Raw genomic sequence first — 26,383 nt, forward strand, 5'->3', positions numbered from 1 at the left:
GGCATCCACGTCTTTAAGACTGTCATCAAGAAGAAAGACGTGGATGGCCGGGCCTTCGCCGCGCCGAAGGGGCTTCGGCCCCGCAGGCGGGTCTTCGCCTGGCCATGACGGAGAGAACGATGCTCAAGGAAACGTCCGACTACGACCAGCTCACTCGCGACTTCCGCTGGGACATCCCGGCGCAGTTCAACATCGCGGTCGCGACCTGCGATCGCCACGCCGACGGCTCGGGGCGCCTGGCGCTGATCGTCGTCGAAGAGGACGGCGCCGCACGGCGCGTCTCATTCGATGAGCTGCGCGATTACTCCTGCCGCTTCGCCAACGTATTGAAGGCCGATGGTCTCGCGCAGGGCGACCGCGTCGCGGTGTTCCTGTCGCAGTCGCTGGAGCTGCCGATCGTCCATCTGGCGGCGTTCCGCGCCGGTCTCGTCTCGGTGCCGCTGTTCACGCTGTTCGGCGAGGACGCGCTGCAATTCCGGCTGCAGAACTCCGGCGCCAAGGTCGTCGTCACCGACGCCACGGGCCTTGCGAAGCTTGCGCGCATTCGCGACCATCTGCCGGAGCTCAAGACGATCTATGTCACTGACGGCGACGGCCTCGGCGCCCAAGCCTTCTGGCCGACGCTGGAGCGCGCCTCCGATCAATTCCCGACCGTCGCCACGTCGAGCGACGACCCTGCCATCATCATCTATACCTCGGGTACGACCGGAAATCCCAAGGGCGCGCTGCACGCCCATCGCGTACTGCTCGGCCACCTGCCCAATGTCGAGATGGTGCACGGCTTCCTGCCGAAGCCCGGCGACGTCATGTGGACGCCGGCGGATTGGGCATGGATCGGCGGCCTGTTCGATGCGCTGTTTCCTGCATGGTATCACGCGATCCCGATGATCGGTTATCGCGCCAGGAAATTCGAGCCGCAGGCCGCAATGCAACTGATGGCGGACTACGCCGTCCGCAACGTGTTCCTGCCCCCGACCGCGCTGAAGTTGATGCGCCAGGCCAATGTCAAGCACGAGGGCGTCAAGCTGCGCAGCATCCTCACCGGCGGCGAGTCGCTCGGCGCCGAGCTGCTCGACTGGGTGCGCGCGACCTTCGGCATCGATGCGCACGAGATCTACGGCCAGACCGAATGCAATCTCGTCGTCGGCAACAATGCGAGGCTGTTTCCGATCCGGCCGGGCTCGATGGGCAAGGCGACGCCGGGCTTCGAGGTGCTGATCGTCAACGACAAGGGCGAGGAGCTGCCGCGCGGAGAGAGGGGCATCATCGGCGTGCGCCAGCCCAATCCCTGCACCATGATCGAATATTGGCGCAATCCGGAGGCGACGCAGAAGAAGTTCGCGGGCGACGTGCTGCTGACAGGCGATCTCGGCACCCAGGATGACGACGGCTATTTCTGGTATGCGAGCCGCGAGGACGATGTCATCACGTCGGCCGGCTATCGCATCGGCCCGGCGGAGATCGAGGACACGCTGCTCAAGCATCCGGCAGTCGCGCTGGCGGCCGTCGTCGGCATTCCCGACCCGGTGCGCACGGAGGCCATCAAGGCGTGGATCGTGCTGCGCCCTGGCTTCGTTGCAAATGACACGCTGTCGCGAGAGATCCAGGACTTCGTCAAAGTGAAGCTTGCCGCGCACGAATACCCGCGCCACGTTGAATTCACCGACACCCTGCCGATGACGGCGACCGGCAAGGTGCTGAGGCGGGAGTTGCGGGCGCGGGGGTAGGGGGGCTCCCGTTCGTGGGTGCCCAATGGTGCGCCTGGCTCCCTCGCCTCGCTGGCAGTCCCGCACGGCACGACGGATGGCGACAGACGAGTGCAAAACTGCATCGTCATATGTGATCGCTCCGCCCCTCTGCCCACAAGTTGAAATTGAAATCCCCGCCCTCCCGCTGTTAGCATCACGGCAACAACAACATTCAGGAGGGACCGCCGATGACCGCATCCGTCTCGGGACGATCCGATCCCGTGGTGCGCCGCATCACCACGGCCGATATTGCCGAAGCCTTGACGCAAGGCCTCCGCGATTTTCAGGCTCAGCCCATGTTCGGCCTTGCTTTCGGGCTGATCTATGTACTCGGCGGCATCAGCATCGTGCTGTGCGTCACCGCCTTCGGGATGGTCTACTTGGCCTATCCGCTGGCCGCGGGGTTTGCGCTGATCGGCCCGTTCGTCGCGATCGGTCTCTACGAGGTCAGCCGCCGCCGCGAACTCGGCCAGCCGATTTCCTATGGCGGGATCTGGCGCACGATCACTTCGCGCGGCGAGATCGGCTGGATGGCGTTCGTGACACTATTTTTCTTCATCATCTGGATGTACCAGGTGCGCCTCCTGATCGCGCTGCTGCTCGGGCTCAATGCCTCGTTCTCCAGCATCAAGGAGTTCATGACCGTGGTGCTGACGACCAACGAGGGTCTGCTCTTCCTCGCGATCGGCAATCTCGACGGCGCCGCTCTATCGCTGGTGCTGTTCTCGCTCACGGTCGTGTCGTTTCCGCTGCTGCTGGAGCGCGACGTCGATTTCGTGACGGCGATGATCACCAGCGTGCGCGCGGTCGTGACGAGTCCCGGCCCGATGATCGGCTGGGCCGCCGTCATCACCGTGCTGCTGATCATTTCGGCATTGCCGTACTTTCTTGGGCTGCTGGTCACTGTGCCGGTGCTGGGCCATGCGACCTGGCATCTGTACCGCCGGATCGTAGCTCCGGCATAAGACAAGGGCGAGCCGCGACGACGGTTCGATGGCGCATGGACGCCGTCAAATGGGCTCGTTTCGAAACGCGGCTCGCCGGTGGTCCGGCCGGCCTCAATGTCGGAGGAGGATGATGCCGGACAACATCGCGTTGTTTGCCACGATCGTCTTGTTGCTGCCGATGTTCTATCTGCTGCTGGCCGCGCCGGCCTTTCTGCTGGTGCGGCTCGACATCGTGCCGGTCACCCGGCTCCTGCGCGGCATGTTCGACTCCTACTTCGTGGCGCTTTCGATCGCTGGCGGCATCGGCGCGCTCGCCGTGCTCGCCGACGGCCGCCCCGTTCTGGGGCTGGGCATTGGGCTGATCGCGGCGTTCGCTCTGCTCTCGCGCCGCTGGTTTCTGCGGCAGATGGACGCGCGCATCCGCGACAGGGATTCCGGCGATGCGACGGCCGTGCGTCGGCTGCGCTGGTTACATTGGGGTGGCATGCTGAGCAATGCGGTCCAGGTCGGCGCCGTCCTCGCCAGCATCCCACAGATCGCCGCGGTGTCGTAGCAGGCCTTGTCGTTTAAGGTACTGCAATCCCCATCGCCTTCAGGGCCGCCAGCATGTGCGTCGGCGGCGTCATCTTCACCACGAGCGGCTTGCCCGTCTCGAGCATGCTCTTGAGGCTCGACAGGATGGCCGGCCAGCCCTGGCGTCCGCCAGACAGGATGTCGTCGGAGAGCGGCCGCTCATGCGCTTCAGTCATCGTGAGACGGACGGCGTCGCCGGCCGGTTCGATCTCATAGGTCACGAGCGTGCGGCCCAGTGCCTCGACGAGGCCGGGCCAGTTGACGTCCCACGTGACGATCAGCCGGTGCGGCGGCTCGCAGACGATCACTTGGCCGCTGATGTGTTCGGAGCCGTCCGGCGCGCGCACGATGAAGGCGCCGCCCGCCCTCAGTTCGGCTTCAACGGCAAAGCCGAAGAAATATTGCCGGCTGAACTCGGCGGAGGTCAGCGCCTGCCACACCTTCTCAGGGCTGGCGGCGATGTAGATCGTGTAGACGGTGGCGGGCTTGAACTTTGCAAGATCCATCGCTCAGACTCCCTTGCCGAGCGCTGACATCGGGATCGCCAGCGCCGTTCCGGTCTCAAGCAGACTTTTTAGGCCGGACATGATCGCGGGCCAGCCGTTGGAAACCGCATCGAGCAATCTCCGTGCCCCTTCGAAGCCTTCATGCGTCAGGGTCAGCTTGACGGAGTTGCCGTGCTGTTCGATCGCGAACACGACCTTGGTCGGCTGCTCGTTGCGAAACTCGTCTTTCAGGACGTGCTGGAAGGTATAGGAGAGCCGGCGTGGCGGATCGAACTCCAGAATCTGGCCGACATCCGTCGCCATCCCGTCGGTCACCAGCGTGAACGGCGAGCCGACGCGCCAGTCGGAATGCAGTTCGGTGCCGAACCAGTAGCGCTTCGCGAATTCGTTTGATGTCAGCGCTTCCCACAATTTCTCGGGCGTCGTCGCGATATACGTGACGTAGACGAATTCGGGCTTACTCATCGCGCTCCTCCAATTGCCGCTTCAACTCGCTGAGCGCGGCGAGCTTGCCGCGCTCGAACTTCTTGATCCAGCGCTCCCCGATGTGATGGATCGGCACCGGATTGAGATAGTGCAGCTTCTCGCGGCCATGCCGGATCGTCGCGACCAGATTGGCCGCTTCCAGAATGGCAAGGTGCTTGGTCACGGCCTGTCGCGTCATCGCGAGGCCGTCGCAGAGTTCGGTCAGGGTTTGCCCGTTCCGCGCGTGGAGCCTGTCGAGCAGGGCGCGTCGTGAGCCGTCCGCAAGCGCCTTGAAGACATCATCCATGTGAAAAGAATAGGCAACCAAATGGTTGCGTGTCAAGGGCGCTGCGTTGTGGATCGCGCGAGGACAAGCGGGCTTCCCTCTGCAGACATGTCGTGCATTAGTGAGCGCCTCATTCGCATGGAGGCGCCTCATGTCCCTGCAAGTCTATCTCGCCTTCGTCGCCGCCTGTATCGGGCTGGCGCTGCTGCCGGGTCCCGTCGTGACGCTGCTGATCGCCAACGGTCTGCGCCACGGGACCCGCGCCGCGCTCATCAATATCGCCGGCGTGCAGACCGGGCTGGCGATCGCGATCGGCATCGTCGCCGTCGGCCTGACGTCGCTGATGGCCACGATGGGCTATTGGTTCGAATGGGTGCGGCTGATCGGTGCGGCCTATCTGGTGTGGCTCGGCATTCAGCTCATCCGCTCGCCGATCGAGGGGATCTCCGCGGGCGAGGCGCCGCCACCGCCGCCGCGCGGCGGCTTTTTCCTGCAGGGGCTGCTGGTGCTGCTCTCAAACCCGAAGGTGATGGTGTTCTTCGGCGCGTTCCTGCCGCAGTTCATGGACATGAGCCGGGACCACGTGCCGCAGGTCGGTTTGCTCGGCGTCACCTTCATGGTGATCGCGGGTCTCACCGACGCGATCTATGCGCTGCTCGCGGGCCGTGCGCGAAAGCTGTTCTCGGCCAGGCGGACGCGGCTGGTGTCGCGCATCTCCGGCGGCTTCATGATCGGCGGCGGCGTGTGGCTGGCGCTGACCCGGGCACGGTGAGCACGCGTTCGGCCCCGCGGCCGCATCGCCGTCTGCTGACGCGCGCTACAGGCTGATCGTCCCCTTCACCACCGGCGCGACGTCGCCGCCGATCCAGATCGTGTCGCCGTCCTGCGCGACATGGACGCGGCCGGCGCGGCCGAGCACGGTGCCCTGGGAGGCGACATATTGCTTCGGAGCAATTCCGGCTCCGATCAGCCATTGCGCCAGACTTGCATTGAGGCTGCCCGTCACCGGGTCCTCGCCGCCGCCCCACATGAAGCCGCGGACCTCGTAGTCGGCATCTGTGCCATCTTGCGCCCGATCCCATGGCGCAACAACGCCGATCGGCTGTTGCGGCAGCGACGCCGGATTGTAGCGGATGTCGAGCAGCGCCCGGCGCGAGTCGATCAGTACGCCGATCCAGCCCGGGCCGTTGTCGATCCACTGCACGGCGCGCATCGTGCTCGTTGGGATGCCGAGCGCTGCTGCGATCCTGCTCGTCAGCTCGGCATCGACGGCGCCGGAGCGGCGGAGGGGCGGGGCGGCGAAGGCGAGGCGGTCTCCGTCACGCTTGATGCGCACGAGGCCCGCGCCGCATTCCTGCACCACATGCTCGCCCTTCGGCCGGCCGCCGAGCGCGAGCCATACGTGGCACGAGCCGAGCGTCGGATGGCCCGCAAAAGACAGTTCGCGCTGCGGGGTGAAGATGCGCACGCGATAATCAGCGCCCGGATTCTGAGCGCGTGACAGGAAGGTCGTCTCGGACAGATTGGTCCAGTTGGCGATCGCCTGCATCGCTGCATCGTCGAGGCCGTCGGCCTCGGCGATAACGGCGAGCGGGTTGCCTTTGAAGGCGGCCTTGGAGAACACGTCGACTTGATGGAACGGAAGCGCGAGCATTGCGGTGCCCTCCTCGATGTCGGCGTCAGTCGCGCCAGAACGGCTTGTTGGCCTCTTCCTGCACGACCACGGGATCAAGGCCGCAGTCGCGCATCTGATCGCGATCGAGCATCGCCAGTTCGGACCGCCAGAACAGGCGCCGCAGCCAGAGGTGCGGGACCTGGAGCAAATTGCTCTTTCCGTGGGCAGCTTGCGGAGTTGCCCAACGCTGCGCCAGGGAATATGCCATGAGTCACCTATCGCTCTTCAATTGCGTTGTTCGAAGACCAATCGCGCAGTACATATCTCGGTGCAATCGAAACATTGCTCTCGGTGCAATATAGCATGAATGCTTCGTATACGGCCCTGGTGGACGACATTGCCGAGGACATCGCCAACGGCAGGCTGAAGGCGGGCGACCGGCTGCCGCCGCAGCGTCAGTTCGCCTATGAACGGGGAATTGCCGCATCCACGGCAGCGCGCGTCTATGCCGAATTATTGCGCAGGGGTCTGGTCGTGGGCGAGGTCGGACGCGGCACCTTCGTCGCGGGAGAGGCGGTACCGGTACCACCCTCGCTGCGGCTGGAGCCGTTCGATGGCCGCATCGATCTCGAGTTCAATTTCCCGACCCTGCCGGATCAGGCGGCCCTGATCGCGAAGTCGCTTGCCGCATGGCAGCGGCCGGAGAAGCTGGCGCCGGTGCTGGCGCCGATCACGCAGCGGCGGCTGGCCGAGGCCGGGCGCACCGCCGCGGCCTTCTTCGCCGGCGAGCGCTGGCGCCCGCGCGCGGAGAACTTCGTCTTCGCCGGCAGTGGTCGACAGTCGCTGGCTGCGGCGATCTCGGCGCTGGTGCCGGTCGGTGGCCGGCTCGGCGTCGAGGCCGTCACCTATCCGATGATCAAGGGCATCGCGGCGCGGCTGGGCGTGACCCTGGTGCCGCTCGCGATGGACGGCGAGGGCATCCGCCCGGATGCCCTGACCAAGGCGCACCGCGCGAGCGCGCTCAACGCGATCTACATCCAGCCGGTGATGCAGAATCCGCTCGGCCTGACGATGAGCGAGGCGAGGCGCGAGGAGATCGTGCGTCTGGTGCGCAAGCACGAGCTGATGATCATCGAGGATCTGGTCTACGGCTTCCTCAGCGATCAGGTCTCGCTGGCGACGCAGGCCGAGGAGCGTGTCGTCGTGGTCGACAGCCTTGCCAAGCGGCTCGCGCCGGGGATTGCGGTCGGTTTTCTCTACGTGCCGGGAAGCATGCGCGAAAAATTCGCCGCCACGGTGCGCACCGGGGCCTGGTCGGTGACGTCGCTGGCGCTGGCCGCCGGCATGGGGCTGCTCGCCGACGGCACGGCGGCCGAGATCACCAGGCGCAAGCGCGCCGACGCGCTGGTGCGGCAGGCGATCGTCGCCGAGTGCCTCGCCGGCCATCACATCGAGGCCGATCCGCGCTCCTACCATGTCTGGCTGCATCTGCCGGAGGGCTGGCGCGCCGAAGCCTTGACCGCCGCGGCCGCGCGCGCCGGCATCGCGATCACGCCGGCGAGCGCGTTTGCGGTGGCGCATGGCCATTCACCGAATGCGGTGCGGCTTGCGCTCGGCCTGCCGAGCCATGACGATCTGCGCACGGCGCTGTGGCGGCTCGCGGGCCTGCTCGCCCATCACGACGCCTCCGACATGACGGAGTAGCGGGCTACGCGAGACCCTTGCTGCGCAGCTCGACCTCGATCTCGCCGAGAATGCGGATCAGCCGCTCGGCCCAGCGCTGCTGGCCCTCGGGCTCGGTGATTTCGTTCTGACGAATCTCGATGCCGGAATTGATCAGCCCGCGCGCCTCGCCATGCACGGGGATGGTGTAGTCGGTGCCGTCGCCGACCGCATAGGGCTGATTGTCGCCCACCACGAGATCGGGCTCGGCCCGCAGCGCCCTCAACAGCAGCGGCGGTAGCACACGGTCGTGCTGATACAGCGTGCCAATGTGCCAGGGCCGCGCCATGCCCGCATAGACCGGCGTGAAGCTGTGCAGCGAGACGAGGATGGTCGGCCGCCCCGCGGCCTTGCGCGCATCGAGCACTTCGGTGATGCGGTCGTGATAGGGATCGAAGATCGCGCGGCGCCGGAGCTCGGCGTCCTCGTGCGTCAGACCCTCATTGCCGGGGATCGTGGTGCGCTCGCTGATCATCGGAATCGCGTTCGGCGCCTTCGGCGAGCGGTTGCAGTCGATTACCAGCCGCGAATAGCGCTGCGCGATCAGATGCGCATCGAGCGCCCGCGATACGGCCTCCGCGACGCCGGCGATGCCGATGTCCCAGGCGATGTGCCGCTCCAGTTCGCTTTCGGGCAGGCCGAGATCGCCGAGTGCGCGCGGCAGCAGGCGGCCATAGTGATCGCACGTGAAGAACAAGGCCGACGCCCCATCGGCGTTGCGCTCGAGCACGGGTGGAACTTCGTCTGGCTGAAGGAGTCGATGAGTGTTGCTCGTGCCGGACACGGTCATGCTGCCTCTCGTTGCTTCATGAAGCGGCAGACCGATCTCGGATTGGGCAGACAGATGAGGATTGGGCCGGCGGACATCATGATGGTCGCCCAAACGATGCTGATTCTGGCGATCATTCACAAGACAGAAGTTCGCAATGGGCCTACGGTCCGGGCTGGATGAGGCTGGCGCATCGTGCCGCCCGAACGGGGCGAAGGAGCCTTCATGCTGATCAAGGTTGGATTTGAGATCGCCTATGCGGCTCCGGCGGCAACGCCGATGGTGATCATGCTGTCGATCCATCCGTCGCGCTTTCCCGACATCGTCGGCACCGAGACGATTACGACCGAGCCCAAGGTGCCGATCAAATTCTACAACGACAGCTTCGGCAATCTCTGTGGACGGCTGGTGGCGCCGGCCGGCGGGGTCACCTTCCACGGCAGCGCCATCGTCCGCGACAGCGGGCGGCCGGACGCGATCGATCCCGGCGCCCAGCAACTGTCGATCGAGCAGCTGCCCGATGAGCTTCTGCTGTATCTGATGCCGAGCCGCTATTGCGAGACCGACAAGCTGGCCGAGGTCGCCTGGTCGTTGTTCGGCAGCGCGCCGGCGGGATGGGCGCGCGTGCAGGCGATCTGCGACTTCGTGCACGGCCACGTCACGTTCGGCTATGAGCACGCCCACGCCATGAAGTCGGCGCACGACGTCTATCAGCAGCGCGCCGGCGTCTGCCGCGACTTCGCCCACCTCGCGCTGACCTTCTGCCGCTGCATGGGCATTCCGGCGCGCTATTGCACCGGTTATCTCGGCGACATCGGCGTGCCGCCGGACCCGGTCCCGATGGATTTCTCGGGCTGGTTCGAGGTCTATCTCTCGGGCCGGTGGTACACGTTCGATGCCCGCCACAACGTGCCCCGCATCGGCCGCATCCTGATGGCGACCGGACGGGACGCCGCCGACGTCGCGCTGTCGACCTCGTTCGGCCTGATGACCCTGACCAAATTCCACGTCGTCAGCGATGAGATCGCGGCCGCCTGAGCAGAGAAAGGCGCGGCCGGCCGCCGCTTCGCATCATCGGCGATCGCCGCTATAGACGGGCCATGACCACCGATCTCCTGTTCGTCTACGGCACGCTGATGCGCGGCTTCGACCATCCGATGGCGCGGCTGTTGTCGGCCAATGCCGATTTCGTCGCCGAGGCAAGCTGCCGCGGCCGGCTGTACCGCATCCAGCATTATCCCGGCCTGGTGCCGTCCGATGACGCGGCCGATCTCGTCCATGGCGAACTGTTCCGGCTGCACCAGCCCGAGCCGATGCTGCGCGAGTTCGACATGTACGAGGCCTGCGGCGAAGGCTTCGCCGCGCCGACCGAATATCTGCGCCGGTGCCTCGCCGTGACGCTGGCCGACGGCGCGGCCCGCGAGGCCTGGACCTACGTGTACAACTGGCCCGTGGACGAGGTCGCCCGCATCGCCTCGGGACGGTTTTTGGCGCCCTAAGTCTCTCCGCGCCGTCATTCCGGGACATCGCGCAGCGATGGGCCCGGAATCCATAACCACAAGCGGTGCGAGGACACGCAGTGGCGCGGCCGTCCCGCCTCACGACTGGTCGTGGTTATGGATTCCGGGCTCGCCCTGCGGGCGCCCCGGAATGACGAGAGGAGAGGGCCGTGCCTGTGAATAGCCCGGACAAGCCGGAGGAAGTTCACATTTCGTACACGGGGGCCTATATGCCTAGGCCACCACCACAGGACCACCAGCCCGCTCATGGCCCGCTTCACGCCGGAATTTCTCGATGAGCTGCGCGCCCGGCTTCCGGTCTCGGACGTCGTCGGCAAGCGCGTGAAGCTCAAGAAGGCCGGGCGCGAGTGGAAGGGGCTGTCGCCGTTCCAGCAGGAGAAGACGCCGTCCTTCTACGTCAACGACCAGAAGGGTTTTTATCACGACTTCTCGTCCGGCAAGCACGGCAACATCTTCGACTTCGTGATGGAGACCGAGGGCTGCAGCTTCCCCGAAGCTGTGGAGCGGCTGGCGGGAATCGCCGGCCTGGCGCTGCCCGCGGTCACGCCCGATGCGGCGCGCCAGGAGCGGCAGCGCAAGACGCTGTACGACGTGATGGAGCTGGCGGCCAAGTTCTTTTCTGACACGCTGGCCTCCCGTCATGGCGCGCGCGCCCGCGGCTATCTTGCCGATCGCGCGATCCTGCCGCAGACGCAGCTCCAGTTTCGCCTCGGCTATGCTTCGCAGGAGCGGTTTGCGCTGAAGGAATATCTCGGCGCCCAGGGCGTCCCGGTGGCCGACATGGTCGAGGCGGGATTGCTGGTCGGCGGCGACGACATTCCCGTGCCCTACGACCGCTTCCGCGACCGCGTGATGTTCCCGATCACCGATCTCCGCGGACGCGTCATCGCCTTCGGCGGCCGCGCGCTGCAGAAGGACGTGCCGGCGAAATACCTGAACTCGCCGGAGACGCCGCTCTTCCACAAGGGCGACAACCTCTACAATCTCGCCAGCGCCCGTCAGGCCGCCCATAGCGGCGCGCCGATGATCGTGGTCGAGGGCTATGTCGACGTCATTGCGCTGGTCGCGGCCGGCTTTGCCGGCGCCGTGGCGCCGCTCGGCACCGCGCTGACCGAGAGCCAACTTTCGCTGATCTGGAAGATGGTCGACGAGCCGATCCTGTGTTTCGATGGCGACCGCGCCGGCCAAAAGGCGGCCTATCGGGCCGCAGACATTGCTTTGCCGCATCTCAAGCCTGGCAAGAGCCTGCGCTTCGCGCTCTTGCCCGAGGGACAGGATCCCGACGACCTCGTCCGCTCCGGCGGTCGCGGCGCGGTCGAGGAGGTGCTCAAAATCGCAAAACCCCTCGCCGAGGTGATCTGGTCGCGCGAGATCGAGGGCGGCAGCTTCAACACCCCGGAGCGCCGTGCCGCGCTGGAGGCGCGGATCGGCCAGCTCACCGGCGGCATCGCCGACGAGGTGGTACGGCGCTACTACAAGCAGGATCTCGGCGACCGGCTGTACCGGGCGTTCGCCCCGGACGGCGGCCGGGGGTTTGGCCGCGGCTTCGGTGCCGAATCAGGACGGCGTTTTGCTCCCCGCAGTCCCGGTTCCGGACAGCCTGGGCGGTTATCCACAGGAGGCGGTCGCCGCGGCGGACCGCCATCCACAGGCCAGGCCATGGCCCGCGGCCCCTACCAGGCGGCCAGCCCGCAGCTCGCCATGAGCCCGATCATGCGCGGCCAGCGCTCGGCGATCTCGCGCCGGGAGGCCCTGATCCTGCAGTGCCTGATCAACCACCCCTGGCTGCTGCACGACCACCTGGAGGAGGTCGCCGCGCTGGAACTGGCCCATCCCGAGGCGCACAAGCTCCGCGCCGCCATCATCGCCGCCTTCGCCCACGACCATCACCATTCGCCGGATCCGGACGAGCAGGCCGAGAAGATGCGGGCCGATCTGGAGAAGGCAGGCTTTTCCGAGCTTCTTCAACGGGTTGAGCGCGCGATCACGACGGCGGCGGTGTGGGCGACCAAGTCGGGCGCGGCGCGCGATGACGTTCTTGCGACCTGGCATCAGCTCGTTGCCTTGCATCGGCAATGGCACTCCTTACTTAGGGAATTGAAGGATGCCGAGCTGGCGCTGGGCGAGGAGCCGAGCGAGCCGAACATGGGCTGGTTGAGGGACGTGAAGGCCAGGATGGCCGAGATGGACGGCACCGAAGCGCTGATCGAAGGCTTCGGGGAACTGTCCGGACGCACCAACCGCAACGTGTAGACGGGACGCCCGGCGCCCTGTCGCCAGTTGAGCACATTTCGGCCCGGTCCGCCCGCGCGGTATCAGGTCCGCGCGAAAAGACTCGCCAAATCCATGGTTTGGCTGCAAAAACAGGGTTAATCGAAGTTTAAGAGGTCCGGGGCATTTTCTGCGGCAGATGGGTTGGTTTCGCTGTCGGACACCGCGCCTGCATGTCGGGCGCCGGATTCGATTGCAAAACCGGTATCGCTTTTGCAAGAAACGCGCGCCGGTCCGAAAACGGGACGACACCAGCGTAGGACGAAACGAGCGACGGGCTTCAGGGGGTGGCGACGTTAAAAGTGCGCCGCCCTTTCCGCGTCGAGAACAGTTTGAGTAGAGCAGGCGGGCGCCGCGATGCCAAGGGCTACGATGCCACGGGCGGAGCGGGCGCGTTTCGGGAGCAATGAATGGCCACGAAGGCAAAGACGCTGCAGGTGAAGGACAAGGAAAAGGACGACAAGGCCGCGGACGCTCCCGAGAAGGACGCCGCCGATGCGCCGTCGCCGTTGCTCGACCTGTCGGACGCCGCCGTCAAGAAGATGATCAAGCAGGCCAAGAAGCGCGGCTTCGTGACCTTTGATCAGCTCAACGAGGTCCTGCCTTCCGACACTACCTCGCCGGAACAGATCGAAGACATCATGTCGATGCTCTCCGACATGGGCATCAACGTGACCGAGGCCGAGGAGGCCGACGAGTCCGACGAGAAGGACGACGGCGAGGACGAGACCGACAACGAGCTCGTCGAGATCACCCAGAAGGCCGTCACCGAGGTCAAGAAGTCGGAGCCCGGCGAGCGCACCGACGATCCCGTGCGCATGTATCTGCGCGAGATGGGCACCGTCGAGCTGCTGTCGCGCGAGGGTGAAATCGCCATCGCCAAGCGCATCGAGGCCGGCCGCGAGGCGATGATCGCGGGCCTCTGCGAAAGCCCGCTGACGTTCCAGGCCATCATCATCTGGCGCGACGAGCTCAACGAAGGCAAGATCTTCCTTCGCGACATCATCGATCTCGAAGCCACCTATGCCGGCCCTGAGGCCAAGGGCGGCATGAATCCGCAGATCGCCGCGCCGGTGAATGGCGAGGGCGCTGCGGCCGAGGGCGGCGAGGTCCAGGCCGCGGTCGCGCCGCCGGCCGCCCCGCAGCAGCCGACGCCGTTCCGCGCCGCGCCGAACGGCGCGCCCGCCGAGGAGAAGGATCCCGGCGAGGCGGCGGCCGAAGCCGACATGGACGACGACGAGTTCGAGAACCAGATGTCGCTCGCCGCCATCGAAGCCGAGCTGAAGCCGAAGGTGGTCGAGACGTTCGACAAGATCGCGTCCGAGTACAAGAAGCTGCGCCGCCTGCAGGAGCAGGACATCGCCAACCAGCTGCAGAGCGAGTCGCTGTCGCCCTCGCAGGAGCGCAAGTACAAGAAGCTCAAGGACGAGATCATCGTCGAGGTGAAGTCGCTGCGCCTCAACCAGGCCCGCATCGACAGCCTCGTCGAGCAGCTCTACGACATCAACAAGAAGCTGGTCTCGTTCGAGAGCCGGCTGATGCGGCTTGCCGACTCCCACGGCGTCGCGCGCGAGGACTTCCTGCGCAACTACCAGGGCTCGGAGCTCGATCCGCGCTGGCTCAACCGCGTGTCCAAGCTCTCCGCCAAAGGCTGGAAGAACTTCGTCCATTACGAGAAGGACCGCATCAAGGACCTGCGCCAGGAGGTGCAGGCCATGGCCGCGCTCACCGGTCTGGAGATCGGCGAGTTCCGCAAGATCGTGCACTCGGTGCAGAAGGGCGAGCGCGAGGCCCGTCAGGCCAAGAAGGAGATGGTGGAAGCCAACCTCCGTCTCGTGATCTCGATCGCCAAGAAGTACACCAACCGCGGCCTGCAGTTCCTCGACTTGATCCAGGAAGGCAACATCGGCCTGATGAAGGCGGTCGACAAGTTCGAGTACCGCCGCGGCTACAAGTTCTCGACCTACGCCACCTGGTGGATCCGGCAGGCGATCACCCGCTCGATCGCCGACCAGGCCCGCACCATCCGCATCCCCGTGCACATGATCGAGACGATCAACAAGATCGTCCGCACCTCGCGCCAGATGCTGAACGAGATCGGCCGCGAGCCGACCCCCGAGGAGCTCGCCGAGAAGCTCGGCATGCCCTTGGAGAAGGTGCGCAAGGTCCTCAAGATCGCGAAGGAGCCGCTCTCGCTCGAAACCCCCGTGGGTGACGAGGAGGACTCTCATCTCGGCGATTTCATCGAGGACAAGAACGCGATCCTGCCGATCGACGCCGCCATCCAGTCCAACCTGCGCGAGACGACGACCCGCGTGCTCGCCTCGCTCACCCCGCGCGAAGAGCGTGTGCTGCGCATGCGCTTCGGCATCGGCATGAACACCGACCACACGCTGGAAGAAGTCGGCCAGCAGTTCTCGGTGACCAGAGAGCGTATTCGTCAGATCGAGGCGAAGGCCCTGCGGAAGTTGAAGCATCCGTCGAGGTCGCGGAAGCTGCGGAGCTTCTTGGATAACTAATTCGGCCACCAAATGGTCGTCATTGCCGGGCTTGACCCGGCAATCCATCGAGACATCAACGGCGGGCCGATCGGTCCGCTGTTTTCGTTTGCGCCCGGACGAGCGAAAGCAGGCGGGGTTGTGTAATGCGCGGCCATGTTTGGAGTTACCTGCGCGAATGCCGTGCATTCCAACGACGCTCGAAAGCCTCCTGCGAAATCTCTTCGGGTACAAACTCGGGATCTCTCGCGATTTCGTCCAGCGGAGGAACGGGGATCGAGCCGAGTCGCGTGCCGTCGGTTGCTTCGGTGGCGCTTGCGAATCCCACCGTGCCATCGCGAAATATTTCGAGCTTGCGCGTTTCAAAGCGCTCCCGATCGAGCTCGCTCCACAAGTCAACTGGCTCATCCTGAAAGTCGTGAAGCCAGCGCACTCGTATATAGATGTTCTCGCCCATCGTTGGGATCATGCACCGCGAACAACCTCTGCGAACCATATCATGTGTAGCAATAGTAGGGTGGGCAAAGGCGAGGCTTGCTGTGTCGACTTGCGCCGTCGCTGCGTGCGCCGTGCCCACCGATCACGGGCGCCGCACTTGATGGTGGGCACGCGCCGTCTATCGGCGTCGCGTTGCCCACCCTACGGCACCGGGCTGAGCCACTTTCATCGTCGCCGCGGAGCCGTGCGTTGGATTGTCGCTGCAGAAAAGTCAGCCTTCGCACGTCCGCACGTGTCCGCGCTGCGGCGGGAAGAGACGGAACTTTACGCTGACGCGGCATGACACGCGGCTGCTAGTCATCGGTGTCCTCACCGATCCGGCCTTCCATGCAGCACGACGAAGTCTCATCATCTGCTTTCCACGCGCCCGCCAGCTCTGCCGCGATCTGGGCGCCGCTGCGCCCCTTCATTGCCGCCGAAGCTCGGCTCGCAGCCCGCGCGGCGGAGACGCCCTGGACTGGGGGCCTCTACGAATTCCTCCGCTTCGGCGTGAAGCAGGGCTGGGCCTGCTTGTTTGGCGGCATCGCGGTGGTGCTGATGCTGCTGACGTGGCGGTTCTATCCGGCGAACGCGCCGCTCGCGCGCTACGATTTCCTCTTCCTCTGCATGCTCGCCGTCCAGGCCGCATTGCTCGCCGCCCGTCTGGAGACATTCGAGGAGGCGAAGATCATCCTGATCTATCACCTCGTCGGCACCGCCATGGAGCTGTTCAAAACCGCGACCGGCTCGTGGATCTATCCCGAGCCGAGCCTGATCCGGCTCGGCGGCGTGCCGCTGTTCTCGGGCTTCATGTATTCCTGCATCGGCAGCTATCTCTGCCGGGTCTGGCGGCTGTTCGATTTCCGCTTCACGGGCCCCCCGTCACGGCGTTGGCTGATCGGCTTGAGCGCGGCCATCTACCTCAACTTCTTCACCGACCATTATGGGATCGATCTAAGGCTCGTGCTGTTCGGCTGCGCCGCTCTACTGTTCGCGCCGGCCACGGTCCACTTCAAGGTCTGGCGCGTGCACCGGTCGATGCCGCTGCTGCTCGGGCTCGTCCTGGTGTCGCTGTTCATCTGGCTGTCGGAGAACGTCGGCACCTTCACCCGGATCTGGCTCTATCCGCAGCAGGCCCATGGCTGGGCCATGGTGTCGCCGGCCAAGCTCGGCTCGTGGTTTCTGCTGCTGATCATCAGCTACACGCTGGTCAGCCTGATCAACCGGCCGAGGGCGATGGAGCAGGGCAGGGCGGTGAGGTCGGCCGCCGTCGAGCCGGAGCGAGAGGCGGCGTGACGGTCTGATGTGGTCGAGATATCTCCGCGTCATGCGCGGGCTTGTCCCGCCTGCGCGGCTGAAGCCGCTTCGTCGCGGCGAAGGCCCGCCCATCCACGTCATTGCGACGTCAACGACGCGGATGGCCGGGACAAGCCCGGCCATGACGCGTAACCCATGATGACGTCGTTCGTGGTACGCAGTTGATCGTGGGCACGCGGCCGCCTGGCGGCGGTCGCTTTGCCCACCCTACGGCAGCTCGGCCGGCCTACTTCTTCTTCGCCCCAACGCGCTCGAGCGACTTGATCTGAAGCGGCGGGCGGCCGGATTTTTCGGCGATCTCGCGGTCCTGCTCCATGATGAAGCCGCGCGCGGGCTCGTCGCCGTCGAGGCCGCCGAGCAGCTCGGCCGGGACGCGCCGGTTGGAGCGCTGCGAGCCGTCCTCGTAGGTCACGTTGAAGAAGGCGAATTCGCCTTTGGGATTGGAGCCGGGTTTTTTCGCCATGGATGGCGCTTTACGGCGGCGGGACCGGTCCGGTCAATGCCAGAAAATGCTTATCCGCTGCCCGAATTTGACTTTTTCGTCATATGGTTTTCGCCGAATCGGCAGGGCGGCCGGAGCGATCACGGACCGGCCGGCGGGGTCCCGAAACACCTCGATTTTGCCGGATGAAAGTGCGTTCATCGTGGACGTCTCACCCCGCCGCGAATGCAGCCCATGTCGATGCCCCAACTCACCATCTGGTACAACACGCGCTGCCCGGTCTGCGACGCCGGCATCGACTGGCAGCGCAACAAGCTGCTGGCGCTGGTCAAGTCGGGCCGGGTCGCGTTCAAGGACATCAACGAGCAGCCCGACGCGCTGGCCGCATTCGGCGCCGATGTCGACGCGGTCCGCCGCCGCCTGCACGCGACCGACGAGGACGGCGAGCTGATCGCCGGCGCCGACGTGGCGCTGCTGCTGTGGAAGCTCACGCCGGGCGAGGGCTGGCTGGCGACGCTGTTCGGCAACCGCCTGGTGCGGCCGCTGACGCGGTTCGGCTATGACCGGTTTGCCGATGTGCTGTTCGCCTGGAACAAGCGGAAGGGGCATTGGTGAGCGAGAGCTGCCGCTTGAGCCAAGGCTTCGGCCGCTTGCGCGGTCGACTCCCCTCCCCCTTGCGGGGAGGGGAGCGCACCGAGCGCGTGGTAACAGCTCGCCTCTACCGCCTCCGCACCTTCACCCGCGCATGCACCCGCGTGCCGCCGTGCGGGCCGTCGTCATCATCACCGCGGCCGAGCGCCATGATCGCGGTGCCCATCGCGGTCGAGCCGAAGGTGACGAAGAACGAGCCGAGCAAGAGACCGATGGCGACGACGGGCGAGTGGTCGGCGAAGATCAGGTGACGCAGGCCCCAGGGATCGAGCAGCAGCAATCCGCCGACCAGCACCACGGCCATGCCGAGGCCGAGCGCGAGATTGATCGCGAGCAGGCGGAACAGAGGGATCTGGAGCAATCGGCGCTGGCGTTGATTGTGCTGCATCGGCGATCTCCCGAGGGATCGTGAACGACAACGATATCGTAGCACCGTCCGCGACCGGCTCAAGGCCGGAGCCGCTCGGGGCGGGCATGGCTGCGCCGCGTGCGGCGCGCCGATTTGGGACAGGAGGCGGGAGTGTCCCGGCGGCCCTCTCTTGTCCGCGGACCTCGCGCGCACGAGGCGCCCGCGGCACATCTCGCTCCGTCATTCCGGGCCCCCGCGCGCTCCGGATGACGCCTCATTGAAACCGGAGCCGCGGCCTCACGCCGCCTCGCCCTCGGCCACCCCGTGCTGCCTGGCGATCACGCTCTGCCAGACGCTGGCGATCGCGCGTTGCGTCTCCGGTGCGATCAGGCAGTGGCCTTCATTGTCGAAGCCGCAGAAGCGCACCGAGGGATCGTGCCTCACCTCGACCAGCGCCTTGTTGATCATCTCCAGCGAGGCCATCACCTGGCCGATGTTCTGCAGCCGCGTGTGATGCAGGATGTCGATCAGGCGGAACATCATGATCGGCGGCTGGCCCATCGCGATGCCCGGCCGGCCGAACTCGAAGAATACGTTCACCGCGGGCAGCGCGCTCTGGATCTGCGCTAGGACCTTGGCCGCATCCTCGACGCTGCAGGCGACGAGATGCGCGCTCTGGGCGGGGAGGGTAGGCGTCAGCGGCGCCTCCGGGCCGAGCCCGAGACCCGACAGCACCTGATGCTCGATCCAACGCCGCACCTCCGGCGGCGCCGAGCGGATCTGGTCGGTCGACAGCGTAATCCCGATCATGGCGATCTCCATTTCGGCCGCGGAGCTTAGGGCGTCATGATGGCACGGTGTTGACGAGGATCAAGCGGCCGCGCCGGCGCAGCGCCTCAGGGCGCCACCAGTTCGACGCGGCGGTTCAGCGCGCGGCCCGCATCGGTGGCATTGCTGCCGACCGGCGCGAGCAGGCCGACGCCCGCGGTGCGCAGCCGCGCTGGCGCGATGCGATAGCTGCGCGAAAGCTCGGCGGCGACCGCCTCGGCGCGCCGCCGTGACAGATCGAGATTGTAGTCGTAGCTGCCTTGGTTGTCGGTATGGCCGACGATGAAGACGCTGAGCTGCGGCTGGCCGGCGAGCAACTGCGCGATCTGCTCCAGTGTCGGCCGGCTCTCCGGCTTCATCGTCGCCTTGTCGGTGTCGAAATAGATGCCGTAGAGCGCGATGTGGCCCTTGTCGCCGAGGCCCTTCGCCATCTCGGCTGCGCTCACCATCTTGTTCTCCATCGCGCCGAGCTCGGCAACGGTGAGCTGGGCATAGATCTGCTCGTTGTTCTGGCTGACCAGCACGCTGGCAAAGGTCTCGCGGCCGCCGGCCTCCTTGCGGCCGGCAAAATAGCGGTAGTCGAAGCCATCGGCCCACATCTGCGGAACCGGCAGCAGGTCGATCGCCTCGGTGAAGGGAATGCCGCCGCAGGCATCGGTGTCGCAGGCGAGGAGCTTCTCGAAGCCGGCCTTGGCGAGCTGGTTTTCGAAATTGCGCGACACTTCGAGGATCGAGGGACCCGGCGCGGTGCGATAGGCGATTCTGACGACACGACCCTCCAGGCGTCGCTCGTCGGTCGCCCTGTCCGCCTTGAACGGCGCCGCCTGCAGCCGCACGGCATCGAAATCCTTGGCGACATAGCCGGTGATCACGCTGCCGGCGAAGCGGCCGATCCCGGGGTAATCCTTTGCGCCCGCCACATCGCCCGGCTGAGCGGCCGCGGGCGCCAGGCCGTGACACATCAGGGCCGCGACCAAGGTGAGCTGCGCCAGTGTGCCGAGCCGGAACATCATCGTCATGGGGACCTCTCCCGAAAAGTGGTGCCAACGCTCGTGGTTTTCAGAACGCGCGCTTGGATCGGCGCGCGAAAACGGCGCGACGTCGGACGAGGCACGCCCTGCATGAGTGGCGACGAGCGCGCCGACCGTTCAAAAAAAGATGACGATGGGGTGCGGTTCGGTGGCTATCGCCCGCCGGCTGGCCTGGTACCGCCAAATCAGGCATTGTGACGGCGTCCGCCGCCGGACTGCCGTCATCATGCTCTCATGCAGGGACCTTTCTCCTCATGTCCGTTGTCCGCTTCCTTGTTGCCGTCGCGATCCTCTCCTTTGCCTCTCCCGCTTTGGCCGCGCGCTGCGGCGGCGACTTCAATACCTTCATCGCGGGCGTCTCGGCGGAGGCGCAGAGCGCCGGCGTCTCGGGCGGCACGATCAGCCAGGCGTTGTCGGGCGTGACGCTCGATCCGGCCGTGCTCGCCTTCGACCGCCGCCAGCGCTACACCTTCAACAAGAGCTTCGAGCAGTACGTCTCGACCCGCGTCGGCGCGGGCCGCATCAATGGCGGCCGCGCCATGCTGCAGCGGCACGCGGCGCTGCTGTCGCGCATCGAGCAGCAATATGGCGTGCCGCGCCAGATCCTGGTCGCGATCTGGGGGCTGGAGACCGATTTCGGCAAGGGCGACATGGGCAAGCTGCCGGTGATCCGCACGCTCGCCACCCTGGCGCATGACTGCCGCCGCACCGAACTGTTCCAGGGCGAGCTGCTGGCGGCGCTGAAGATCGTCCAGCGCGGCGATCTCACTCTGCGCGATCTCGTCGGCGCCTTCGCCGGCGAGATCGGCCAGACCCAGTTCCTGCCATCGTCCTACATCAAATACGGCGTCGATTTCGACGGCGACGGCCGCGTCGATTTGCGCCACTCCACGGCCGACGTGCTGGCCTCGACCGCCAACCTGCTGCACAGCAACGGCTTCAAGATGGGTGCGCCCTATGACGAGGGCTCGGCCAATTTCGAGGCGATGCGCGAGTGGAACAGGGCGGTGATCTATCGCAAGACCATCGGCTACTATGCCGATCAGTTGATCGGGCGGTAGCGCGGATCGTCGCTCGCTCTGTGCTCTCAGGCCCCGTGCATGCGCGGTGAATGACCAGGATCGCTTCAGAGGAGACGGGTCATGTCGCAGTCGTCGCCACGACCGTTCGCCGCGTTCGATGCCCAGGTTCAGCGCCAGATCGGGCTGCGCGCCGCAATCACCTCGGCCTATCGTCGCGCCGAGCCGGACTGCATCGCGCCGCTGCTCGATCTCGCCGCGCTCCCGGAGGCATCGTCGGCACGAGCGGCCGGTCTGGCGCGGGATCTGGTCCTGCGTCTGCGCGGCAAGGCGCAATCCGGCGGCGTCGAGGGACTGATCCACGAATATTCGCTGTCGAGCCAGGAGGGCGTGGCCCTGATGTGCCTGGCCGAGGCGCTGCTGCGGATTCCGGACACCGCGACGCGCGATGCGCTGATCCGCGACAAGATCGCGACCGGCGACTGGCGCGCCCATATCGGGCACAGCCCGTCGCTGCTGGTGAACGCCGCGACCTGGGGCCTCATCGTCACCGGCACGCTGACGGCCGCTGCCAGCGAGGACAGCCTGGCCTCGGCGCTGACGCGGCTCATCGCCCGCGGCGGCGAGCCGATCATCCGCAGGGGCGTGACGCTCGCCATGCGCCTGATGGGCGAGCAGTTCGTGGCCGGTCAGACCATCGACGCGGCGCTGTCGAACGGCCGTCCATGGGAAGCGCAGGGCTTCCGCTATTCCTATGACATGCTCGGGGAGGCGGCGACCACGGCGGAAGACGCCGCGCGCTACTTCGCCGCCTATGAGGCGGCGATCCATGCGATCGGGCGGCATGCGGCCGGTGCTGGCATCTACGAAGGGCCGGGCATCTCGATCAAGCTCTCGGCGCTGCATCCGCGCTATGTCAGCATCAAGCGCGACCGCGTCATGAACGAACTGCTGCCGCGGCTGAAGCGGCTGGTGCTGCTCGCGCGGGGATACGACATCGGCCTCAACATCGACGCCGAGGAAGCCGATCGTCTCGACCTCTCGCTCGATCTGCTCGAGGCGCTCTGCCTCGATCCGGACCTCGCCGGCTGGAACGGCATCGGCTTCGTCATCCAGGCCTATCAGAAGCGCTGCGCCTTCGTCGTCGATTGGCTCATCGACCTCGCGCGGCGCTCGCAGCGCCGGCTGATGGTGCGCCTCGTCAAGGGCGCCTATTGGGACAGCGAGATCAAGCGCGCCCAGGTCGATGGCCTGGAGGACTTTCCGGTCTTCACGCGCAAGCACCATACCGACGTGTCGTACCTCGCCTGCGCCCGCAAACTCCTGGGCGCGCCCGACGCCGTGTTCCCGCAGTTCGCGACGCATAATGCGCGGACGCTGGCATCGATCGTGGAGATGGCCGGCCCCAGCTACGAACGCGGCCAGTATGAATTCCAGTGCCTGCACGGCATGGGCGAGCCGCTCTACGAGGAAGTTGTCGGACCTGCACGGCTCGGCCGCCCGTGCCGCATCTACGCGCCGGTCGGTTCGCATGAGACGCTGCTGGCCTATCTGGTGCGGCGGCTGCTGGAGAACGGCGCCAACACCTCCTTCGTCAACCGCATCGCCGATCCCGCCGTCTCCGTCGACGATCTGATCGCGGATCCCGTCGCCATCGTTCGCGCGTCGGAACGCCCGGGCGCGCCCCACGACAAGATCAGGCGCCCGCCTGAGCTGTTCGGCCCGGGCCGCGTGAACTCGGCCGGATTCGATCTCTCCGATCAGCGCGCGCTGGCACGTCTCGGCGAAGGCCTGGTCACGAGCGCGAGCCTCGATTGGACGGCTGCGGCGCCCGGAGCGACGACCAGCGAAGGCGCGCGCCGCATTCGTAATCCCGCCGACCGCCGTGACGTCGTCGGCGCGGTCAGGGATGCCGCGCCTGCCGAGATCGAGGCGGCGCTGTCGCGTGCGACAAACGCCGCCCCGGCCTGGGCCGCGACCAGCCCCCACGCGCGCGCCGCATGCCTGCGCGCCGCGGCCGAGACGATGGAGGCGCGTCGCCTCGTCCTCATCGGCTTGAGCGTCCGCGAGGCCGGCAAGACCTTTGCGAACGCCGTCGGCGAGGTGCGCGAAGCCGTCGATTTCCTGCGCTATTATGCGGGCGAGATCGAACGTCTCTCCGAGGGCGATAGTCCCGGCTCGCTCGGCCCCGTGGTCTGCATCAGCCCGTGGAATTTTCCGCTCGCGATCTTCACCGGCCAGGTCGCGGCCGCACTCGCGGCCGGCAATCCGGTGCTGGCGAAACCTGCCGAGGAGACGCCGCTGATCGCCGCCGAGGCCGTCCGCATCATCAACGAGGCTGGCGTGCCGGCCGATGTCCTGCAGTTGCTGCCGGGCGATGGCCGCGTCGGCGCGGCGCTGGTGGCCGACGCCCGCGTCCAGGCCGTGATGTTCACGGGATCGACCGACGTCGCGCGGCTGATCCAGAAACAGCTTGCCGAGCGCCTGACCGTCCATGGACAGCCCGTGCCGCTGATCGCCGAGACCGGCGGCCAGAACGCGCTGATCGTGGATTCCTCGGCGCTCGCCGAGCAGGTTGTCGGCGATGTCATCGCTTCCGCCTTCGACTCCGCTGGCCAGCGCTGTTCGGCGCTGCGCATCCTCTGCCTGCAGGCGGACGTCGCCGACCGCATCCTGTCGATGCTGCGCGGCGCGCTGCGCGAGCTTGAACTCGGCAATCCCGCGTCGTTGTCGGTCGATGTCGGCCCGGTGATCAGCGGCGAGGCCCGCGACACGCTCGATGCGCATGTTGCCACGATGCAGGCGCGCGGCCATGCCGTGGAGCGGCTGCCGCTGCCGCCGCAGGCGGCGCATGGCACGTTCGTCGCGCCGACCATCATCGAAATCGGCAACATATTCGATGTCGAGCGCGAGGTGTTCGGCCCCGTCCTCCACGTCCTGCGCTACCGTCGCGAGCAGCTCGCTGACCTCATCGACGCGATCAATCTCACCGGCTATGGCCTGACCTTCGGCATCCACTCGCGGATCACGGAGACAATTGCGCGGGCGTCGGGCCGCAGCGCGGCGGGCAACATCTACGTCAACCGCAACGTCATCGGCGCGGTCGTCGGCGTGCAGCCGTTCGGCGGCTCCGGCCTGTCGGGGACCGGGCCGAAGGCCGGCGGTCCGCTATATCTGCGCCGGCTGTTCGCGATGCCGCCGCGCCAGCGGCTCATGGCGTCGCAGTCTGACGCGGTCTTGCGCTCTTATCTCGACGGGTTGCGCGCCAGCGGACACGCCGAGGCGGCGCTGGCGTGCGAGGCGCATGGGCCCCAGGTGCTGGCCGGGCTCGAGATCGAGTTGCCAGGACCCGTCGGCGAACAGAACATCTATCGCATCACCGCGCGCGGCGTCGTCGCTGCACTGGCGAGAAGCGAGCAGGCGCTGCTGGTCCAGATCGGCGTCATTCTGATGACCGGAAACGACGCGTTCGTCGAACGCGCCAGCCCTGCTTGTGCCGTGTTGGGACCGCTCACCAGCCGGCTGCGCGGCCGCCTGCGGATCGTCGACAGCTGGCGGGCTCTCGGCGATCTGCAGGCCGTGCTTTCCGACGGCGAGGCGGATGAATTGATCGCGCTCGGCCGTGACCTCGCCACGCGCCCCGGACCGATCGTCCCGCTCGTCACGCCGCGCGCCAGCGACGGCTGCTACGATCTCGACCGGCTCGTCACCGAGGTCAGTCTCTCCACCAACACCGCAGCCGCCGGCGGCAATGCCAGCCTGATGTCGATCGGCTGAGAAGACAGGTATTCCGCCCCGGGCTGGCTCGAGGCCGCAGGACAGGATAGGGGAGAACACCGTCATCGTCGGCCCGCTCCGCCCGCTGACGCACGCTTCGTACTGATCGAGGACTCCCGATGTCGACCATCCTGTTCAAGAATGCCGCACTGCTCGACCCGCTGCAGCCCGACCTGCTCGAGGGGCAGCACGTTCTGGTCGAGGGCAATCTGATCAAGGAGGTCTCGGACAAGCCGCTGCAGACCAGCGCCGACCAGGCCATCGACCTCGAGGGCAAGACGCTGATGCCCGGCCTGATCGATCTGCACGTCCACGCGATCGCGGTCGAGCTCAATCTCGCACAGCAAGTGCAGATGCCGAACGTGCTGGTGACCCTGCGCTCGGCGCTGCTGCTCAAGGGCATGCTGCGGCGGGGCTTTACGACGGTGCGTGACGCCGGCGGCGCCGGCTATCCGCTGAAGCAGGCCGTCGACACCGGCCTCACCGAGGGCCCGCGGCTGTTCGTCTCCGGCCGTGCGCTCAGCCAGACCGGCGGCCATGGCGACATGCGGGCGCGGACGGATTTCCTCTCCGACAACGCCCCTTGTCCGTGCTGCGTGCGCGTCGGCGCGCTGGCCCGCGTGGCCGACGGCGTCGATGCCGTGCGCAAGGCGGTGCGCGAGGAGCTGCAGATGGGCGCCGACCAGATCAAGATCATGGCGTCCGGCGGCGTGGCCTCGCCGACTGATCCGGTCGGCGCGTTCGGCTATTCCGAGGACGAGATCCGCGCCATCGTCGCCGAGGCCCGCGCGCGGCAGACCTACGTCCTGGCGCATGCCTACACGGCGGAAGCCATCGCCCGCGCCGTCCATTGCGGGGTCCGCACCATCGAGCATGGCAATCTGGTCGACCTTCCGACCGCGCGCCTGATGGCCGAGCAGGGCGTCTATGTCATCCCGACGCTCGTCACCTATGAGGCGCTCGCCAATGAGGGCGCGCAGTATGGCCTGCCGCCGGAGAGCGTCGCCAAGATCGCCGATGTGCGCGATGCCGGCCTGCGCTCGCTCGGCATCTACCGCGACGCCGGCGTCAAGATGGGCTTCGGCAGCGATCTCCTGGGACCGTCCCAGCGCCTGCAGAGCGATGAATTCCGGATCCGCGCCGAGATCCTTGGTCCGCGCGAGGTCATTGCCAGCGCGACCGTGATCGGCGCCGAGGTGCTGGGCATGCAGGGCAGGCTCGGCTGCATCGCGCCCGGCGCCTTCGCCGACCTGCTCGTGGTCGAGGGAAATCCGCTGCGCGACATCTCGTGTCTGCTCGGCCAGGGCGATCACATTCCGCTGGTGATGAAGGCGGGCAAGATGCACATCGACAGGCTGAACGGCTGAGGCAACTCGACGCCGACGTCCACCGGGCCAATGGTCGACAGTCCCAGCGTTTGGGCGGATTCAATTGGTCGTCGCAACACTCGATGAGGAGGTTGCGATGGGCATTCGAAAGAAACGGTCAACGCGGAGCAAGCTGGGATCATTGGGGCGCCCACCAGTTGCGGGGCGTGCGGAACAGCAGAAATTTTGGCGTGGGATTGCCGCT

25 protein-coding genes are annotated in these 26,383 nt (G+C 66.5%); 14 read left to right on the plus strand and 11 right to left on the minus strand.

Annotation, left to right across the window (positions count from 1 at the left end; genetic code table 11):
* Positions 1-119: 119 nt before the first annotated feature.
* The 3 genes from QX041_RS25465 to QX041_RS25475 all read left to right on the plus strand — a co-directional run bounded on the left by QX041_RS25465 (position 120) and on the right by QX041_RS25475 (position 3,248).
* On the plus strand, positions 120-1,727 hold the full coding sequence (locus tag QX041_RS25465; protein WP_315754607.1) for an acyl-CoA synthetase: 1,608 nt from the start codon (positions 120-122) through the stop codon (positions 1,725-1,727).
* A 209-nt stretch (positions 1,728-1,936) separates the two neighbouring features.
* On the plus strand, positions 1,937-2,713 hold the full coding sequence (locus tag QX041_RS25470) for a DUF2189 domain-containing protein (protein ID WP_315717506.1): 777 nt from the start codon (positions 1,937-1,939) through the stop codon (positions 2,711-2,713).
* A 112-nt stretch (positions 2,714-2,825) separates the two neighbouring features.
* Positions 2,826-3,248 carry a hypothetical protein gene (locus tag QX041_RS25475; protein ID WP_315717505.1) on the plus strand — a complete coding sequence of 141 codons (423 nt, stop codon included), beginning with the start codon at positions 2,826-2,828 and terminating at the stop codon, positions 3,246-3,248.
* 13 nt (positions 3,249-3,261) lie between these two features.
* On the opposite strand, the gene QX041_RS25480 is transcribed toward QX041_RS25475, so the two are convergent.
* Genes QX041_RS25480 through QX041_RS25490 form a run of 3 tightly spaced genes read right to left on the minus strand, consistent with a single transcriptional unit; the run spans position 3,262 to position 4,546 of the window.
* Complete coding sequence (locus tag QX041_RS25480; protein ID WP_316166907.1) at positions 3,262-3,774, minus strand: SRPBCC family protein; 513 nt, start codon at positions 3,772-3,774, stop codon at positions 3,262-3,264.
* A gap of 3 nt (positions 3,775-3,777) precedes the next feature.
* Positions 3,778-4,239, minus strand: coding sequence for an SRPBCC family protein (locus tag QX041_RS25485; protein WP_316166909.1), 462 nt, complete (start codon positions 4,237-4,239; stop codon positions 3,778-3,780).
* Positions 4,232-4,546 carry a helix-turn-helix domain-containing protein gene (locus QX041_RS25490; RefSeq protein WP_315717502.1) on the minus strand — a complete coding sequence of 105 codons (315 nt, stop codon included), beginning with the start codon at positions 4,544-4,546 and terminating at the stop codon, positions 4,232-4,234. The genes QX041_RS25485 and QX041_RS25490 overlap by 8 nt, the downstream gene beginning before the upstream one ends.
* Before the next feature lie 130 nt (positions 4,547-4,676).
* Here QX041_RS25490 and QX041_RS25495 point away from each other — a divergent pair, with 130 nt between their 5' ends.
* Positions 4,677-5,297 carry a LysE family translocator gene (locus QX041_RS25495; protein ID WP_315754596.1) on the plus strand — a complete coding sequence of 207 codons (621 nt, stop codon included), beginning with the start codon at positions 4,677-4,679 and terminating at the stop codon, positions 5,295-5,297.
* A 45-nt stretch (positions 5,298-5,342) separates the two neighbouring features.
* On the opposite strand, the gene QX041_RS25500 is transcribed toward QX041_RS25495, so the two are convergent.
* Both QX041_RS25500 and QX041_RS25505 read right to left on the minus strand, forming a co-directional pair.
* Complete coding sequence (locus tag QX041_RS25500; protein WP_316166911.1) at positions 5,343-6,179, minus strand: PhzF family phenazine biosynthesis protein; 837 nt, start codon at positions 6,177-6,179, stop codon at positions 5,343-5,345.
* A 25-nt stretch (positions 6,180-6,204) separates the two neighbouring features.
* The gene (locus tag QX041_RS25505) at positions 6,205-6,348 is read right to left on the minus strand and encodes a hypothetical protein (protein ID WP_316166913.1); all 144 of its coding nucleotides are present in this window, start codon (positions 6,346-6,348) and stop codon (positions 6,205-6,207) included.
* Positions 6,349-6,434: 86 nt separating this feature from the next.
* On the opposite strand from QX041_RS25505, the gene QX041_RS25510 reads away from it, so the two are divergent.
* Positions 6,435-7,844 (plus strand): PLP-dependent aminotransferase family protein, encoded by a 1,410-nt coding sequence (locus tag QX041_RS25510; protein ID WP_316166915.1) that lies wholly within the window; start codon positions 6,435-6,437, stop codon positions 7,842-7,844.
* Positions 7,845-7,848: 4 nt separating this feature from the next.
* Here the strand turns inward: QX041_RS25510 and QX041_RS25515 are convergent, their stop codons facing one another.
* A complete protein-coding gene (locus QX041_RS25515; protein WP_315826729.1) occupies positions 7,849-8,652 on the minus strand; it encodes an N-formylglutamate amidohydrolase in 804 nt (267 codons plus the stop codon).
* 204 nt (positions 8,653-8,856) lie between these two features.
* Between QX041_RS25515 and QX041_RS25520 the strand changes: the two genes are divergently transcribed.
* From QX041_RS25520 to rpoD, 4 genes are all read left to right on the plus strand, one after another.
* The gene (locus QX041_RS25520; protein ID WP_315810604.1) at positions 8,857-9,669 is read left to right on the plus strand and encodes a transglutaminase family protein; all 813 of its coding nucleotides are present in this window, start codon (positions 8,857-8,859) and stop codon (positions 9,667-9,669) included.
* A gap of 62 nt (positions 9,670-9,731) precedes the next feature.
* Positions 9,732-10,130, plus strand: a complete 399-nt coding sequence (locus QX041_RS25525) for a gamma-glutamylcyclotransferase family protein (RefSeq protein ID WP_315717494.1) — start codon at positions 9,732-9,734, stop codon at positions 10,128-10,130.
* Positions 10,131-10,397: 267 nt separating this feature from the next.
* Positions 10,398-12,404: a DNA primase gene (gene dnaG / locus QX041_RS25530; protein WP_315826730.1), complete on the plus strand. Its 2,007-nt coding sequence runs from the start codon at positions 10,398-10,400 to the stop codon at positions 12,402-12,404.
* A 428-nt stretch (positions 12,405-12,832) separates the two neighbouring features.
* Positions 12,833-14,941, plus strand: coding sequence for an RNA polymerase sigma factor RpoD (gene rpoD / locus QX041_RS25535; RefSeq protein ID WP_315717492.1), 2,109 nt, complete (start codon positions 12,833-12,835; stop codon positions 14,939-14,941).
* Positions 14,942-15,086: 145 nt separating this feature from the next.
* On the opposite strand, the gene QX041_RS25540 is transcribed toward rpoD, so the two are convergent.
* Positions 15,087-15,377 carry a DUF6881 domain-containing protein gene (locus QX041_RS25540; RefSeq protein WP_316166917.1) on the minus strand — a complete coding sequence of 97 codons (291 nt, stop codon included), beginning with the start codon at positions 15,375-15,377 and terminating at the stop codon, positions 15,087-15,089.
* A gap of 368 nt (positions 15,378-15,745) precedes the next feature.
* On the opposite strand from QX041_RS25540, the gene QX041_RS25545 reads away from it, so the two are divergent.
* On the plus strand, positions 15,746-16,693 hold the full coding sequence (locus tag QX041_RS25545) for a DUF817 domain-containing protein (protein ID WP_316166921.1): 948 nt from the start codon (positions 15,746-15,748) through the stop codon (positions 16,691-16,693).
* 247 nt (positions 16,694-16,940) lie between these two features.
* Here the strand turns inward: QX041_RS25545 and QX041_RS25550 are convergent, their stop codons facing one another.
* Positions 16,941-17,177, minus strand: coding sequence for a hypothetical protein (locus QX041_RS25550; protein ID WP_315716474.1), 237 nt, complete (start codon positions 17,175-17,177; stop codon positions 16,941-16,943).
* A gap of 219 nt (positions 17,178-17,396) precedes the next feature.
* On the opposite strand from QX041_RS25550, the gene QX041_RS25555 reads away from it, so the two are divergent.
* Positions 17,397-17,771 (plus strand): thiol-disulfide oxidoreductase DCC family protein, encoded by a 375-nt coding sequence (locus tag QX041_RS25555; RefSeq protein ID WP_316166937.1) that lies wholly within the window; start codon positions 17,397-17,399, stop codon positions 17,769-17,771.
* Positions 17,772-17,874: 103 nt separating this feature from the next.
* On the opposite strand, the gene QX041_RS25560 is transcribed toward QX041_RS25555, so the two are convergent.
* The 3 genes from QX041_RS25560 to QX041_RS25570 all read right to left on the minus strand — a co-directional run bounded on the left by QX041_RS25560 (position 17,875) and on the right by QX041_RS25570 (position 19,997).
* Complete coding sequence (locus tag QX041_RS25560) at positions 17,875-18,195, minus strand: hypothetical protein (RefSeq protein ID WP_315716475.1); 321 nt, start codon at positions 18,193-18,195, stop codon at positions 17,875-17,877.
* A 258-nt stretch (positions 18,196-18,453) separates the two neighbouring features.
* Positions 18,454-18,966, minus strand: coding sequence for a hypothetical protein (locus QX041_RS25565; RefSeq protein WP_315716476.1), 513 nt, complete (start codon positions 18,964-18,966; stop codon positions 18,454-18,456).
* A gap of 86 nt (positions 18,967-19,052) precedes the next feature.
* Positions 19,053-19,997 carry an OmpA family protein gene (locus tag QX041_RS25570; protein WP_315826753.1) on the minus strand — a complete coding sequence of 315 codons (945 nt, stop codon included), beginning with the start codon at positions 19,995-19,997 and terminating at the stop codon, positions 19,053-19,055.
* Between the two features lie 272 nt (positions 19,998-20,269).
* Between QX041_RS25570 and QX041_RS25575 the strand changes: the two genes are divergently transcribed.
* The 3 genes from QX041_RS25575 to QX041_RS25585 all read left to right on the plus strand — a co-directional run bounded on the left by QX041_RS25575 (position 20,270) and on the right by QX041_RS25585 (position 26,178).
* Complete coding sequence (locus QX041_RS25575; protein WP_315716478.1) at positions 20,270-21,076, plus strand: lytic murein transglycosylase; 807 nt, start codon at positions 20,270-20,272, stop codon at positions 21,074-21,076.
* 81 nt (positions 21,077-21,157) lie between these two features.
* The gene (putA, locus tag QX041_RS25580; protein ID WP_316166922.1) at positions 21,158-24,811 is read left to right on the plus strand and encodes a trifunctional transcriptional regulator/proline dehydrogenase/L-glutamate gamma-semialdehyde dehydrogenase; all 3,654 of its coding nucleotides are present in this window, start codon (positions 21,158-21,160) and stop codon (positions 24,809-24,811) included.
* A 119-nt stretch (positions 24,812-24,930) separates the two neighbouring features.
* Positions 24,931-26,178, plus strand: coding sequence for an amidohydrolase family protein (locus tag QX041_RS25585; protein WP_316166923.1), 1,248 nt, complete (start codon positions 24,931-24,933; stop codon positions 26,176-26,178).
* Positions 26,179-26,383 lie beyond the last annotated feature (205 nt).

It is taken from the genome of Bradyrhizobium sp. SZCCHNRI2009, assembly GCF_032485115.1.
Taxonomy (GTDB): Bacteria; Pseudomonadota; Alphaproteobacteria; order Rhizobiales; family Xanthobacteraceae; genus Bradyrhizobium.